Below are 15,086 nucleotides of genomic sequence, written 5' to 3' on the forward strand. Positions count from 1 at the left end.
TAATTTGGGAAGCGAAATTAGTGCTAAAAAATAAAATAAGATGAAAAAGATCTCGAAAATTACGGTAATAGTGTTGAGCATCATCACGAGCGCTTTTCATTTTTCCTGTGGTAGCGCAACAGAAAAAACTAAACAGACAACTAAAATGGATCAGAAATTAGAGAAAATTACGTTTGGAGCAGGGTGTTTTTGGTGTGTGGAGGCGGTATTTCAGCGTGTGAAAGGAGTGAAAACGGTCACTTCAGGCTATATGGGTGGGAAGATTAAGAATCCAACCTACCGCGAAGTTTGCTCGGGACTAACGGGTCATGCAGAGGTTTGTCAGTTAAGTTATGATCCCGATGAGGTGAGTGTGGCGACTTTGTTGGAGATTTTTTGGCAAACACATGATCCCACGACTTTGAATAGACAAGGGGCAGATACCGGAACTCAGTACCGTAGTGCCGTATTTTTCCATACAGCGGAGCAGCAAAATGAGGCGGAGGCTTGGAAGAAAAAGTTAAATGACTCCCACGTTTTCCCTAATCCAATTGTGACGGAAATTACTCCAGCATCCGAGTTTTACGTGGCGGAAGATTACCACCAGAACTATTTTAATGAGAATGGGACGGAGCCTTATTGCCAAATCGTCATCAAACCTAAAATGGATAAGTTCTTAAAGGCCTTTAAATCTAAGCTAAACTAGAATCCTCCTTTGTCATAAAAGCTGCGTCTACGGGATAATTTCAAATCCTGTAGCAGCGTCGATTTCACACGAAGATCGAAGGAATAATTACTTGCACGGCCATAGAATGGACTCGCGATTGGCGTCCAGTTAAAGTTCATCTCCCAGCAATGTAGATCGCGGTGCACGGACATGTTCGTGTAGGTCAGGCCTTTGTACTTGAAGTCAAAGCCAGAGGTTACTGAGAATTTCCATTTTTCGGAAAGACTTAAGTCGCCTTGGAAGCTAAGACCACTGATGTTTTGCGGAGAGGCTAAACCTGTCTTATTCATACTGTATTGGTACGAAAAGGAGAAGTTCCAAGGCACATTCCAGTCGACATAGTCGTCTAGGTTTCGGTTAATTTGATTCATTTGTGCCTCGCTGGCATTCTTATTCTCTTTTGGTTTAGGTTTGCCTGCCGAGAATCGACGGCCTATCGAGAAGTTGAATCCTTGTAAACGAGCTAATCCAGCACCAGAACTGAACATATAGTCTGGAGTTCTGCGACCGATATCAAAAAACAAAGGATCCTCTACATACAAATAGGGGTCAAAACTTCCACCTAAGTTGATATCAAATTCCTTTACGCGGGACGCGAGGTTAAACCCGATATTAGAAAGGGCATATTCTTTTGCCAATAAATTATAACTTCCGTTGATCCCGAAGTTGTCTAAAATGCGGACCTTCTCCGTTAAAACGCTCGCCGTATCAGATTTCGTTTTCAGTTTAGCCTCTAAGGTGTTTTGGAACCCAAAAGAAACCGCCCCTGTCGCACCCCCATAACTCATCGTTCTCGGGTCAAACGTACTAATTCGGCGAATATCCCCGATCTGCTCTTTTCCTTCAGAATTAATAAATTTCCGGTTATTGATTCTAACATCTTGGAAAAATCCGTAAGTCGGATCGGAAATATCGGGTGTATAGCTTAGGCCTACAGATGGGACTAAGGTATGTCGAATGGCCTCTAGGCGCCCCTTCTTAAAGCGCAAAGTTCCGAACAAACGCGTATTCATACTCGCCGAAAAGGCTACCTGTGAGCTAAATTTAGGCAAGCCGCCCACCGTATCGATGCGCACGGTAGAATCCGCTGGCACGTAGGTATACTTGTAAGAACGCGTGTACATATTTCCTGACCAAGACACTCCAGGAGTTAAATTGATGTGCTTCGTTATCTTCAGGTTAGGCAGGGCGAGCGGAATGCTATAATTGAATTTGGTCTGCGCCTTTTCCCATAAGATCGGCAAGGTGCTCGCATCTACTGGAATTACGCCTGGCGGAACATCATCCACGCCAGTCGGTATAAAAGGCCGTTGAATAGTACCTCTGAGCGAATTAGAAGCACGTGGATACACATCAAATTCATAACGCGTATAGGGGTCACCTACTTGGTTCGTCATCGAGATTCCCCCTGAAAAGTCTAAACCGATACGGAATTGATCGATGAAACGATCGCCGATGGAGTTCTTCTTTTTGAAGGGCTGTATCTGGTTTAGGCCAAAGTTAAAGTCCGTTCCCGCATCAAACACACGCGTACTCGTGTTCTGATTGATGCGTAGGTTGATGCTCGTGCGAATGCTTTGGCCAAAATTCTTGGAATACTGCACGGATGATCCAATCGTATTAGACAGGTATTGCTGGGTATTGAAAGAATTGTATTGGTTGTAGGAGTTCGAGGCGATATTCACGGAGGCCGAGAAGCTAGAGTTTCCTACACTACGTGGCGCATGCGACCATTGCAGAGCGAAATCAGTTCTTTTCGTCGGATCAAACTCATCCCCATTGCTATTGCGATTGAAGGCTAAATTAAAGCTACCTGTGTAACGATAACGCTTGTTGTATTGGGAGTTGGCGCCTAGACCCCAGCCACCTTTAGAATAGATTTGGCCGGTAAAACGGATGCCTATATTTTCGCTAGCCGCCCAATAATAACCGCCTTCACGCAGGTAAAACCCACGTCCATTCGGCTCCTCGCCATAGGTGGGCATAATAATCCCTGATTTTCCGGCCTCCTTTGGCTGGGAATAGGGGAAAAAGCCAAAAGGTAAGCCGATGGGCAAGGGAATGTCATTCAACTCAAAGTGAAACGGTCCGGAGATGATCTCTTTTTTGCCTACAACTTTGATCTTGTTTGCCTTGATGTGAAAGTGTGGATGCGTTAAATTACAGGTCGTGTAGATGGCATTTCGGATGTAAAGGTTCTCCTCCTCGTCTTTTTTGACGTTTTTCCCCTGAACAAAACCCTCACCTTGCTGGGTCACAATTCCCTTAATGATGGCTCGTTTCGTTTTGAAATTATAGCGAATCTCATCGGAATCGTATTTATCACTTCCTTGGAGAAAAACAGGGAGACCGACGATCTTCTGCGTGAGCGTATCTTTTGTCCCAATGGCATAGACCTCGTTTTTTGCCCAGTCTAAGCGGATATAGTTCGCTTCGAGGGAGATGTCGCCGTATTTGACTTTGGCATTACCGTACAAATTAACGATTTGCTTGTCTGCGTCTAAAATCGTGGAGTCTACGGCTGAATAGTAAACCGTGGTCTGTAATTCCGCCGCCGTGTCTTTAGGGATCGATTTCTGTAAAGTATCCGTCGAGATTACTCGCTGCGCTTTCGCCTCTGAAAAAGAAGCAAATAGGAGCAGCAGGGTAACAAAAAGGTAATATGTGGATTTCTTTACCAAATGGAATTTAAAAATTATCTTTGTAACATTAATACAAGCCTACAAAATTACATCTTTGCTTGTTATCAACGTGTACAATTAGAAAATAATGTTTAATCAGATAAAATCTATCGGTTTATTTTTCTCGCTGGGTTTATTGCTGACAGCTTGGACGCCTAGCGGCTTTCAGAAAACGGACATTAAAAACAAAATCAGAGTGGTTTGCTTGGATGCAGGTCACGGAGGAAAAGACCCAGGCTGTTCTGGCCCTAAAGGTTCTCACGAGGGCATTGTGACTTTGAAAATTATCTTGGAAGTGGGAAAAAAGCTGAAAGCAGCTCATCCTGATTTGAAGATTATCTATACCCGAGATACAGACACCTTTATTGAGTTAAACGAGCGCGCAAATATTGCGAATCGAAATAAAGCGGACTTGTTTATCTCCGTGCATTGCAATGCGGCGGTGAATAAAAACGCATACGGAACAGAAACCTATACCATGGGTCTGCACAAAACGGATGGCAACTTGAACGTAGCGAAGCGTGAAAACTCCGTTATTTTGCAAGAGAAGGATTACCAAAAGACCTACGATGGTTTTGATCCTAATTCTCCATTAGCCCATATTATGATGGCGAATTACCAAAGTGCGTTCATGGCTAGTTCCGTGAAATTCGCTTCTAAGGTAGAGGAGCAGTTTACAAAAACATACCAGCGGAAGAGTTTTGGGGTGAAGCAGGCGGGATTCTTAGTGATCTGGAGGACCGCGATGCCCAGTGTTCTCGTAGAAACGGGATTTTTAACGAACCCAGACGAAGAGGCATATTTAGCTTCGGAAAAGGGACAGTCAGAGGTGGCCACGGCCATTGCGACGGCATTTAAGCATTACAAAGAAGAAATCGAAAAATAGAAACGATGTTCAAAAGCAATGAATTAAAAGTAGGGTTTTTGGCATTGTTAGCCTTCTTAATCCTCTATTTCGGGTTTAATTTTCTGAAAGGGAATGACGTATTCTCGACGGCGCGCGTCTATTATGTAGAGTATGACAACGTCGATGGGCTCATGGTTTCTAACCAAGTGATGGTGAATGGCATCGAGGTCGGAAAAGTAAAGAAAGTGGAGATTCTGCCTGAAAAGGCCAATAAAATCTTAGTCACTTTACGATTAAGCCAAGACATCCTTATTCCAGATAAAACTGTGGCAGTGCTCTCTGATGGGGCCTTATTAGGTGGTAAAATCATTCGTTTGCGCTTAGAGGGCAAAGGAAATTTAGCCGAGGATTCTTTCTTAAAAGGGGAGACGGAAGTGGGCGTCACTGCCTTATTAAAAGAACGGGCTATTCCAGTGATCGCGAACGCAGATTCCTTACTAGTTTCATTCCGCCAAATCTCGAATAAATTCGATCATACCGGCACCTATTTGAATACCTTATTGAAGACTTCAAATGAGACTGTTTCTAATATCAATGGCTCGGTAAACGGTATCGTCGCAGATAACAAAGCGAACATCGCACAGATTTCATCGAACATGAAGACCTTGTCGACGGATTTGATTGAAACTGAAAAGCAGTTGCGCCCTTTGTTGACGAAGTTTAATACGGTAGCGGATTCCTTGAATGCATTGAAAATCGGTAAGACCTTGAAAGAGGTGGATGCGACGGTGGTTTCATTGAAGAAAATCGTGCAGGGCTTAGAGCGCGGCGAGGGTACTGCAGGTAAACTGATTAAGAACGATAGCCTATACCTAGGACTAAATAAAACCATCGTTGATCTAGATAAGCTTTTGCTTGACTTTAGATTGCAGCCGAAACGGTACATCGGCATTTCCGTTTTTGGTAAGAAAAACACGCCTCCTTCTAATTAATTTATGTCTACGATTCAAGTGAAAATTACAGCCAGTCCTGAGCTGTCTGATATTTTAGTCGCTGAGCTAGGCGAAATTCAGTTCGATATTTTTGAGGATTCCGATACGGGAGTCATCGCGTATTGCCCGGAGGTTGATTTTTCGGAGGAGGCATTGTCGGAAATTATGTCGCGCTACGGTTTGACGACTTTTGAGACGAATCGCATCGAGAAGCAAAACTGGAATGAGGTATGGGAGAGTAATTACGATCCTATTCGCATTGATGACTTGGTGTTGATACGCGCTAGTTTTCATCCTTCGGAGCCAGGGTTTCAGATGGAGGTGGTGATTAATCCCAAAATGTCTTTTGGTACTGGCCATCACGAAACGACTTCCCTGATGACGCAAGCCCTTTTCGATGTGGATTTAACGGGTAAGACCGTTTTAGATGCAGGAACGGGCACAGGGCTTTTAGCTTTTGTGGCAAAGAAGCGCGGTGCTAGCTTCGTGAGAGGTTTCGATATCGATGAATGGTCGGTAGAGAATTCGATCGAAAATGCAGGGCTGAATGATTGTGCCGAGATTCCTTTTGGGCTAGGTACGATAGCTGATGAGGATGAGACGGCTTATGATGTGCTTTTAGCCAATATTAATCGCAATATATTACTCGCAGAAATGGCGGAATACGCCGCTCGAATTAAGCCCGGTGGACTACTTTTCTTAAGTGGTTTCTATACCGAAGACATTCCACTTTTATTGGAATCGGCTGATAAGCAGCAACTTAATTTTATCGCGCAAGCATCAAAAAACAATTGGGCTTGCTTGCAATTGAGAAAAAAACCTTAATTTTAAAGGTTTGACTCTTGTAATCCGAGAAATCGGGTGTTTTTAAAATGAAAATCTCCCCTAACAAACCTTTCCAGGTTGTTTATTCTTTATTGTCTCATGAATGCCTTGGATATTTATTCGAAGTCTTTGTGGTGCAATTAAATGAGAAAGGTCAATTGACCTGGGAGTACCAAACACTTACTTCCCGGAATTTCCACGAATTTGAACATGCGCTAGATGACCGCGACCGCACGGCGGTGGGTTTGATCGAGAGCATGAAACCGGTAGCCGTTTTTGAAAAGTTCAATACTTCGAAGCGCAAGACGATGGAAGAATTCTTCTTGAAGACTTGGGATGCAGAGAAAGGGGAGAAAGATATTCAGGAGGCAGTGATGTCGGTGATCGAGAAAAAGAGGGGTCAAATATTTGGACTCATTTGTCCCGATAAGACACTCTTCATCATGGGAAATGATGGAAACCCGATGCGCCAGTCTGTGCAAATCGAAGCGGAGGCCGTAGATGTGTTGTTCCATTTCATGCGCAATGAGGAGAATACGCATTACTTCCCTACCTTAAAATACAAAGGCAATAAGTTAGAGTTCCAGTACAAGGACGCGGTCGTTTTATGCGATGAGCCGGCTTGGATGCTGATGAACCAGAAATTATACCACTTCAATCCAGAATTAGAGGGGAAGAAATTACGCCCTTTCTTGAATAAGAAGTTTGTCGCGATTCCGAAGAATATGGAGGAAGATTACTTCCGAAAATTCGTGAAGGCGATGGTAGCTCGTTATCCGGTGCATGCCAAAGGATTCGAGATTACAAATACCGAGAAGCCAGTTCAATTCCTGCTTTCCTATGGACCTACAGCGCCTAAATTAGAGGAGGAAGAGACCTTAAAAAAGAAGGCAGCTTTAGAAGCAGCGGATCGCTGGAACTTCGTGCTATCCTTTCAATACGGCAATAACCGCTTCCCTTGGGACGGTTTATCGTCTGAGGCAAACGTTCTTTTTGAAAAGAAAGGCGATAGTTATGCCTTCCAAAAAATCATGCGTTCCCACGTCAAAGAAAAGCGTGCCTTCCAACAGCTGAAGACTTTAGGTCTTAAGATGGAAAGCGATGGACGCGCCTTTATGCAACGTGGCGAGGCAGTACAGTGGTTAACGGCGAATAAGGAAGCCTTGGATCAGGCTGCATTTGTGGTACAGTTCAAAGGTGATGGACAGGCGCCACGTTATTTTTTAGGCAAGCCTGAGATTAAGATTCGCATCGGAGAAAAACTGGATTGGTTCGATATTCAGGCGGTGATTTCGTTTGGGGAGTTCCAAATTCCATTCCTGAAAATCCGCCAGCTCATCCTGCAAAAGAAGAAAGAATTCCATTTGCCAGATGGGTCTATCGCGATGATTCCAGATAACTGGTTCCACGATTACCAAGATTTATTCTATTTCTCTGAAACCCGTCCTGGTGAGGAGGGTGTCTTCTTGCGCCGCCAACATTACCAATTAGTGCAGGAGTGGGAGAATCAAGATTTAGTGAAAACAGCGCTACGTGCCAAGACCGTTAACGACCTTGCGCTAGAAGCGAAAGAATATCCCGTGCCGAAGAACTTCAAAGGCACCTTGCGTCCTTATCAATTAGAGGGGTATCGTTGGATGCGCACGCGTCAGGCTGCGGGCCTAGGCGCTTGTTTAGCGGATGACATGGGTCTTGGTAAAACGGTGCAGACGCTGTGCCTATTACAAAGTTTAAAGGAGCAGGGCGAGACCTTGCCTACCTTGCTCGTGATGCCTACCTCCCTGTTGTATAACTGGGAGATGGAGGCGAAGAAATTTACGCCGCAATTGCGCGTTTTAGTCTATAGCGGGCCTCAAAGAGAGAAGCTACAAGCCCAAATCGGGAAAATTGATTTGATACTTTGCTCTTTCGGGATGGTGCGTTCGGACATTGAATGGTTCGAAAAGCAAGCCTTCTCGTATGTGATTTTAGATGAGTCGCAGGCGATTAAGAATCCTTTGGCGAATATTACCAAAGCCGTTCAGAAGTTGAATGCGAAATTCCGCCTCGTTATGACGGGAACTCCGCTAGAGAATTCGACGATGGATCTTTGGTCGCAAATGAACTTCGTTAACACCGGACTCCTAGGTACTCAGCGTTATTTCAAAGACCATTTCCAATTGCCGATCGAGAAGAAGGCGGATATGGAGAAGAAAAAGCGCCTCTATTTCTTAATTAAGCCCTACTTATTGCGTCGTGAAAAACGTCAAGTAGCTGCGGATTTACCAGAGAAGATGGAATCGGTGACCTATTGCTCGATGACCGAGGAACAGGAGCGCTTGTACGATAAGACGAAATCGTTCTACCGCGATGTGCTTTTAAAGCAGATCAAGGACGAGGGTTTACAGAAATCCCGTTTCTCTGTCTTGCAGGGTTTAACGAAATTGCGTCAGCTAGCAAACCATCCATCTCTTTGTGAGGAGGGTTATACGGGCGACTCCGGAAAAATGGAGGCCGTTCTAGAGAAATTAGAAACGGTATTAGAGCAACACCACAAGGTCTTGATCTTTAGCCAATTCGTTCAGCACTTGAACTTGATTAAAGCGGCTTTAGAAGAGCGTGGCATCGCCTATGCGTACCTAGATGGAAGTACACTGGATCGGAAGGGACAAGTGGAAAGCTTCCAAAAAGACGACGGGCAATCCGTTTTCTTAATCTCTTTAAAAGCCGGCGGGGTAGGTTTGAACTTAACCGCTGCGGATTACGTGTTCTTGCTAGACCCTTGGTGGAATCCAGCGGCGGAGGCTCAAGCGATTGACCGCGCGCACCGCATCGGTCAAAAGAAAACAGTCTTCACCTATAAGTTCATTTCGAAAGAAACGGTGGAGGAGAAAATCTTGGCCTTGCAGCAACGCAAGAAGGATTTAGCTTCAGAGCTGGTGACGTCAGACGAGAGCATCTTACGTGCTTTGAGCGAAGACGAGGTACTCGATTTATTAAGCTAGAATTTTAACGAGGATGTTTTTAGCCACTTCATGACTGATGAAGATGGGCTCTGCGTCGTTAATCGAGACGAAAAAGGATCGATCGAATTCGTTGATCTCCATGATCGCTAATTTAGCTCCCAGACTTAAGTTTAGTTTCGTTAATAACTGCAAGAAGACCGCTGAATCTTGCGCCACTCCCATTAATTTACAGTTTTTTCCGGCCTTGATATCCGACAGGTGTAGGTAGGCTAATTCAGGCAAGATGCCTTCTTTGTTCGGAATTGGGTCGCCGTGGGGGTCGGTTTTAGGGAATCCGAGGTAGGCGTCTAATTTTTGAACTAATTCGTCAGACTCGATGTGCTCTAATTGTTCGGCGATTTCGTGCACCTCATCCCAGTTGAAACCCATTTTGTCGACTAAGAATACTTCCCAAAGTCGGTGCTTTCGCACAATCGACAACGCAATTTTTTCGCCTGCCGGACTTAAGCGAACCCCTTGGTATTTCTGGTAATTTACCCAACCCTTGTCCGCTAATTTGCGTAACATGTCCGTCACAGACGCCGCTTTAGTTTGCATTAATTCAGCGACAGCGTTCGTTGAAATGTCCTCTGAAGTAGCCTCAGATAGACGGTGAATGACCTTTAAGTAGTTTTCTTCTGTGAATGAGATCGCCATGAGGTAAAGATAGTAAATTTATTTTTTAGGTTAATCTAAAAATTATTTTTAAATTGTACAAAATTCTATTGTATGTCGAGTCCTTGGCGTTCTAGTCCTAAAATGAAATCCCTCTCCGAAGTGTTTGGGACGATACCTGTGCCTGCGGGTTCCGGTTTTTGGAAGAATTTGCGGGCCTTCATGGGTCCCGGTTTTTTAGTGGCAGTAGGCTACATGGACCCGGGTAACTGGGCCACCGACCTTGCTGGAGGAGCCTCTTTCGGGTATACGCTTTTATCGGTTATTCTTGTTTCCAGCATTTTTGCCATCATTTTACAGCACCTAGCCTTGAAATTAGGCGTGGCTTCGGGGCGCGATTTAGCCCAGGCCTGTGGGGATGCTTTCCCAAAACCGGTGGCCATCTTTTTGTGGATTGTCTGTGAACTGGCGATTGCTGCCTGTGATTTAGCCGAGGTGATTGGATCGGCGTTAGCGCTGCAATTGCTCTTTGGGATCCCGATTCTTGCCGGGATTGTCATCACGATTTTAGATGTTTTCTTGATTTTATACTTCCAAAACAAGGGCTTCAAAGTCATCGAATCTATCGTTTTATCCCTGCTCATTGTTATCGTTTGCTGCTTTGCCTATGAGTTGTTTATTTCACAACCATCGATCGCAGGAATTCTCGGAGGCCTCGTTCCACAAACCTCAGTAGTGATGAATCCAAGTCAGCTTTACGTGGCGATTGGTATTTTAGGTGCGACGGTGATGCCCCATAATCTATATTTACACTCTAGTATCGTCCAGACGCGTGCCATCAAAGACACAGAGGAGGACAAGGAAAAAGCGATTAAATATGCTACCTGGGATTCGACGATTTCCTTAGGCTTGGCCTTTTTTATTAATGCCGGGATTCTAATTCTAGCCGCCGCTGCTTTCCATGGCAATAATCTAAAACACGTGGCTGATATTCGAGATGCCTACCAATTATTGGATCCAGTCTTAGGTAGTCAACTAGCTAGTATCCTATTTGCTGTGGCCCTCTTAGCTTCTGGCCAAAACGCCACCTTAACCGGAACTCTTGCCGGTCAAATCGTCATGGAAGGTTTTCTGGATTTACGGATTGCCCCTTGGTTAAGACGTTTGATTACTCGTTTGATTGCCATCATTCCGGCTTTTTTCATTACTTGGATCTATGGGGAATCGAAGATAGGAGAGTTGCTGGTCTTTTCACAAGTCGTTTTGTCGATGCAGTTGAGTTTCGCCGTGATTCCGCTGGTACTATTTACGGGGGATAAACAGAAGATGGGTAAGTTTGCGAACTCGCCGCTATTACAAGGGATCGTTTGGGTAATTACCGCGATTATTCTGGGCTTGAATATGTACCTCTTAGCTCAGGTTTTAGGATTCCTTTAAACCAGGTGTCGTCACCTAAGTAGTCGATAGCTCGCCATTTTACCGCTAGTTTCGGTTCAGAAATACCCTCTTGTAAGGTTTTGGGAGATCGTATTTTCCAAATCTCATCCACCAAACCCTCCGCAAACAATCTTTCCATCGTTTGAGCGCCGCCCTCGACTAAGATCGATTGAATACCCAGCTGTAGAATTTCTGAAGCCGATTTTAAAACCACAGTTTCTCCACCGTCTGTTAGCACTTTCGCATCGGCTGGAATTCTTCCCTGCGGATCTAGGACGATTCGGAGGGGATTTTTGCCTGGGACTAATCGAGTGTTAAGTGTGGGATTATCGTTGATGATGGTTGTGACGCCTACTAAAATTCCTTGATGTTCTGCGCGCATTTGATGCACGCGAATGGCGGAAAGTTCAGACGAGATTTGGGTGGGCTCACCACCTGCTAAAGCGATAAATCCATCAGCTGAACACGCGTATTTGAAAGTAATGTAGGGTCGTTTCAGTCGGTGAAAGGTAAAGAAGTGGCGATTAATCCATTCTCCTTTTTCTGCCAGCAATCCCACGTGACAGGTAATACCAGCCGCTTCTAGTTTCGCAATCCCTTTTCCAGCTACCAGTGGATTAGGGTCTAAGTTCGCGACATAGACTTCATTGATTCCGGATTCAATTAGTAAATCGGCACAAGGAGGGGTTTTGCCATAATGCGAACACGGCTCTAAGGTCACAAAGGCTGTGGCGCCAGTAACGGATTCAGAGGCATTACGGATAGCATTGACTTCCGCATGTGGCCCACCGTATTGTTGGTGGTAACCTTCGCCGATAAGACGGTCATTTTTAACTATCAAACAACCGACAAGAGGATTAGGGGCAACGCGCCCTGAGCCTAACAAGGCTAGGTCGAAAGCGCGTTGCATCCAAATTTCTTTATTCAGCATGTACTGGTTTGCGGTTACTAGATAAATAACTGTAAATCGCAGGAATAATATACAGGGTTAAGGTAGTGGAGAATAACATACCACCCACTACAGCGATACCCATCGAAACCCTACTTTGAGAACCTGAACCCAAAGCTAAGGCGATCGGTAAAATACCTAAAATCGTACAAAGCGAGGTCATAATGATAGGGCGGAAACGAGCTACTGCCGCTTCTTGAACTGCTTTGATTTTCTCTGATCCAGATTCCTTCCGTTGGTTGGCAAATTCCACAATCAAGATACCGTTCTTCGTTACGAGACCGATGAGGACGATGATACCGATTTGGGAGAAGATATTCAGGGTTTGGCTGAAATCCCACAAAGTTAAAAGGGCACCTGCTACCGCTAAAGGAACCGTGAATAAGATGATAAACGGATCGACGAAGCTTTCGAATTGAGCAGAAAGGATCAAGTAGATCAATAAAATGGCAAGAGCAAAGGCGAAAAGAAGGGAAGAGCTAGACTCTTTGAATTCCTTACTTTGGCCATCATAAGCAGTAGAGAAGGAAACGTCGAAGGTCTCTTTCGCTAATTTGTCCATCTCATTCAATGCTTCTCCTAAGGTAACTCCTTTCGCCATTTGTGCCGTTACTGTGGCTGCCACGTAGCGGTTGTAACGGAAGAGCTGTGGGGGAGTACTTTGCTCGGTGATCTTCACTAGGTTATCTAATTGAATCAGATCGCCGCGGTTGTTTTTCACATAAAGCGACTTCAAGTCAGATACGTCGTTTCGCATCGGGCGGTCGATTTGACCGATGATTTGGTATTGTTTCCCGTCCATCACGAAATAGCCAAAACGTCTACCGGATAGGCCTAATTGCAATGTAGTGGCCACATCTTGGATCGATATGCCGAGGTTTTGGGCTTTATCACGGTTGATTTCCAAACGCAATTCTGGTTTCGTAAATTTCAAGTTAACGTCTGCTGTTTCGAATTTCGAGCTCTCGCGAACTTTAGCCATAAACAGCGGAATATTCTTTTTTAAGCTTTCAAAAGTCGAAGCTTGAATCACAAAGGCTACCGGTAGACCTCCACCCCCACGTTGTCCAGTAGACAAGGTAGGTTCTTGAATCAAGGTCGCACGTGCTCCGGTGAATTTCTTAATCTTCGGCTGCAGCTGCTCCGCAATTTGTTGTTGCGTTCTACGGCCTTCTGGATCGGATAATATAATCCGCATAGTCCCTGTATTCGAACCGCCATTCCCAAAAGGAGGGGAAGTAATTGAATATACTGCATAACGTTCCTTAGCTGGAATATCAGTCATTAGAAACTTTGCCATCTCATCGGTATAATTCAACATGTATTCGAAAGTTGCTCCTTCTGGAGCCACGGCGCTTACTCGTAGACCTCCTCTATCTTCTAGTGGGGCTAATTCTGATGGAATCGCCTCGAATTTAAACAGGGCATAAATGATCCCAAACAAGGTAATCATGATCACCCAAGCCATCCAACGAATCTTAATAAAAGCGGCTAACGAATCCTCATAGCCTTTTGTCAAGGCCACAAAGAAGGGTTCCGTTACCGTATAGAACCAAGGTTTTGAATGACTCCCCTTTAATAAGCGAGAACTCAACATTGGCGTTAAGGTCAACGAAACAAAGGCCGAAATAATCACCGATCCAGCTACCACAATTCCGAATTCGCGGAACAAGCGTCCCGTGATACCTTGCAAGAAAATCACTGGCAAGAATACCGCCGCTAAGGTTACTGTAGTCGAAATAACAGCGAAATAGATCTCTTTTGAGCCTTCCACGGCCGCTTCCCACGGACTTAAGCCCTCCTCAATTTTGGTATATATATTTTCTAAAACCACAATCGCGTCATCCACCACGAGACCAATGGAAAGTACGATTCCTAGCAAGGTCAATACGTTAATGGAGAACCCGGCTAAGTACATGAAGAAGAATACCCCGATTAAGCTGACCGGAATAGCCGTTAATGGAATGATGGTCGATCTCCAGTCACGTAAGAACAAGAAGATGATAATCGTTACTAATAAAATGGCCGTAAAGATGGTTTCTTCCACCTCTTCGATTGATTTACGCACATATTTTGTGTTGTCGAAGCCTTCTTTCATCTCCACATCTGCCGGCAAGGTCAAGCGAATTTGCGCTATTTTCTTGTGGATGGCATCGACGATTTGGATCTGATTCGAGCCTGGCTGCGGAATAACCGCGATGGAAATCATCGGTTTTAAATCCCTTTTAAAGAAGGTCTTGTTGTTTTCTGGTGAAAGCTCTGCTCTTCCCACATCCGAAAATTTCACGGAACGATCGCCCTCTTCTTTGATGATCAAGTTATTGAAATCCTCTTCTGTCGTTAAACGACCTTGCGTACGTACCGTTAATTCGGTCGTCGCTCCTTCGATACTTCCTGAGGGCAATTCGATATTTTGCTTAGCTAAAGCTGAAACGATGTCGGGAGCCGTTAATCGGAAAGAAGCTAAACGCTCTGGATCGATGTGCAAACGCATGGCGTATTTCTGCTCACCCCACAACTGCACCGAACTTACGCCGGGAATCGTTTGGAATTTCTCCTTGATATTTCTGGTAGCTAATTCATTCAAGGATAATAAATCACGTGTCGCTGAAAATACGTTGATGTTATAGATCGGATTCGCATCCGCATCCGCTTTCGCTACGATGGGAGGATCCACGTCTTTGGGTAACTGACCCATGGTACGGGATACGCGGTCCCGAACGTCGTTTGCTGCATCCTCAATATTCACGGAAAGATCAAATTCTACCGTGATACTCGAACGGCCATCGCGACTTGAACTGGAAAGGGTACGAATACCGGCTATACCATTAATGGATTCTTCTAAGGGTTCCGTGATTTGGGATTCGATGATGTCTGCATTCGCTCCCGTATAGGAAGTTTGCACGTTCACCACCGGCGGATCCACGGAGGGGTATTCCCGGACACCTAAGTAGGTGTACCCGATGATACCGAATACAATGATCGTGATTGACATTACAATCGCAAGTACCGGTCTTTTTATGCTAATCTCTGAGAAAGATGCCATTTGG

The 15,086-nt window shown here is 44.8% G+C and carries 10 protein-coding genes; 6 read left to right on the forward strand and 4 right to left on the reverse strand.

The features are described from left to right. The first annotated feature begins 40 nt into the window (after positions 1-40). Positions 41-685 carry a peptide-methionine (S)-S-oxide reductase MsrA gene (gene msrA / locus V7S74_RS07605; RefSeq protein WP_406778166.1) on the forward strand — a complete coding sequence of 215 codons (645 nt, stop codon included), beginning with the start codon at positions 41-43 and terminating at the stop codon, positions 683-685. On the opposite strand, the gene V7S74_RS07610 is transcribed toward msrA, so the two are convergent. Next, positions 682-3,387 carry a putative LPS assembly protein LptD gene (locus tag V7S74_RS07610; RefSeq protein ID WP_406778167.1) on the reverse strand — a complete coding sequence of 902 codons (2,706 nt, stop codon included), beginning with the start codon at positions 3,385-3,387 and terminating at the stop codon, positions 682-684. The genes msrA and V7S74_RS07610 overlap by 4 nt on opposite strands. Before the next feature lie 88 nt (positions 3,388-3,475). On the opposite strand from V7S74_RS07610, the gene V7S74_RS07615 reads away from it, so the two are divergent. The 4 genes from V7S74_RS07615 to V7S74_RS07630 are packed head-to-tail and all read left to right on the forward strand — an operon-like array spanning position 3,476 to position 9,035. Further along, positions 3,476-4,273, forward strand: a complete 798-nt coding sequence (locus V7S74_RS07615) for an N-acetylmuramoyl-L-alanine amidase family protein (RefSeq protein WP_406778168.1) — start codon at positions 3,476-3,478, stop codon at positions 4,271-4,273. 5 nt (positions 4,274-4,278) lie between these two features. Continuing rightward, entirely contained in the window at positions 4,279-5,226 is a 948-nt protein-coding gene (locus V7S74_RS07620; RefSeq protein ID WP_406778169.1) for an MlaD family protein, read from the forward strand. Positions 5,227-5,229: 3 nt separating this feature from the next. Further along, a complete protein-coding gene (prmA, locus tag V7S74_RS07625; protein ID WP_406778170.1) occupies positions 5,230-6,051 on the forward strand; it encodes a 50S ribosomal protein L11 methyltransferase in 822 nt (273 codons plus the stop codon). Positions 6,052-6,098: 47 nt separating this feature from the next. Then, entirely contained in the window at positions 6,099-9,035 is a 2,937-nt protein-coding gene (locus tag V7S74_RS07630; RefSeq protein ID WP_406778171.1) for a DEAD/DEAH box helicase, read from the forward strand. Here V7S74_RS07630 and V7S74_RS07635 read toward each other — a convergent pair. Continuing rightward, complete coding sequence (locus V7S74_RS07635; RefSeq protein WP_406778172.1) at positions 9,027-9,692, reverse strand: metal-dependent transcriptional regulator; 666 nt, start codon at positions 9,690-9,692, stop codon at positions 9,027-9,029. The genes V7S74_RS07630 and V7S74_RS07635 overlap by 9 nt on opposite strands. 72 nt (positions 9,693-9,764) lie before the next feature. On the opposite strand from V7S74_RS07635, the gene V7S74_RS07640 reads away from it, so the two are divergent. Continuing rightward, positions 9,765-11,087 (forward strand): Nramp family divalent metal transporter, encoded by a 1,323-nt coding sequence (locus V7S74_RS07640; RefSeq protein WP_406778173.1) that lies wholly within the window; start codon positions 9,765-9,767, stop codon positions 11,085-11,087. Here the strand turns inward: V7S74_RS07640 and ribD are convergent. Together ribD and V7S74_RS07650 are read right to left on the reverse strand one after the other, a co-directional pair. Beyond that, on the reverse strand, positions 11,035-12,018 hold the full coding sequence (ribD, locus tag V7S74_RS07645) for a bifunctional diaminohydroxyphosphoribosylaminopyrimidine deaminase/5-amino-6-(5-phosphoribosylamino)uracil reductase RibD (RefSeq protein WP_406778174.1): 984 nt from the start codon (positions 12,016-12,018) through the stop codon (positions 11,035-11,037). The two genes, V7S74_RS07640 and ribD, sit on opposite strands and share 53 nt — an antisense overlap. Then, entirely contained in the window at positions 12,008-15,082 is a 3,075-nt protein-coding gene (locus V7S74_RS07650) for an efflux RND transporter permease subunit (protein WP_406778175.1), read from the reverse strand. Before V7S74_RS07650 ends, ribD begins: the two co-directional genes overlap by 11 nt. Between the last annotated feature and the right edge of the window lie 4 nt (positions 15,083-15,086).

The sequence above is a fragment of the Aquirufa novilacunae genome (assembly GCF_045310505.1).
Classification (GTDB): domain Bacteria; phylum Bacteroidota; class Bacteroidia; order Cytophagales; family Spirosomataceae; genus Aquirufa; species Aquirufa novilacunae.

Coding starts and splice junctions, on each gene's coding strand:
- msrA (WP_406778166.1), top strand. CDS start 41: ATGAAAAAGATCTCGAAAATTACGGTAATAGTGTTGAGCATCATCACG.
- V7S74_RS07630 (WP_406778171.1), top strand. CDS start 6,099: ATGAAAATCTCCCCTAACAAACCTTTCCAGGTTGTTTATTCTTTATTG.
- prmA (WP_406778170.1), top strand. CDS start 5,230: ATGTCTACGATTCAAGTGAAAATTACAGCCAGTCCTGAGCTGTCTGAT.
- V7S74_RS07615 (WP_406778168.1), top strand. CDS start 3,476: ATGTTTAATCAGATAAAATCTATCGGTTTATTTTTCTCGCTGGGTTTA.
- ribD (WP_406778174.1), bottom strand. CDS start 12,018: ATGCTGAATAAAGAAATTTGGATGCAACGCGCTTTCGACCTAGCCTTG.
- V7S74_RS07635 (WP_406778172.1), bottom strand. CDS start 9,692: ATGGCGATCTCATTCACAGAAGAAAACTACTTAAAGGTCATTCACCGT.
- V7S74_RS07650 (WP_406778175.1), bottom strand. CDS start 15,082: ATGGCATCTTTCTCAGAGATTAGCATAAAAAGACCGGTACTTGCGATT.
- V7S74_RS07620 (WP_406778169.1), top strand. CDS start 4,279: ATGTTCAAAAGCAATGAATTAAAAGTAGGGTTTTTGGCATTGTTAGCC.
- V7S74_RS07640 (WP_406778173.1), top strand. CDS start 9,765: ATGTCGAGTCCTTGGCGTTCTAGTCCTAAAATGAAATCCCTCTCCGAA.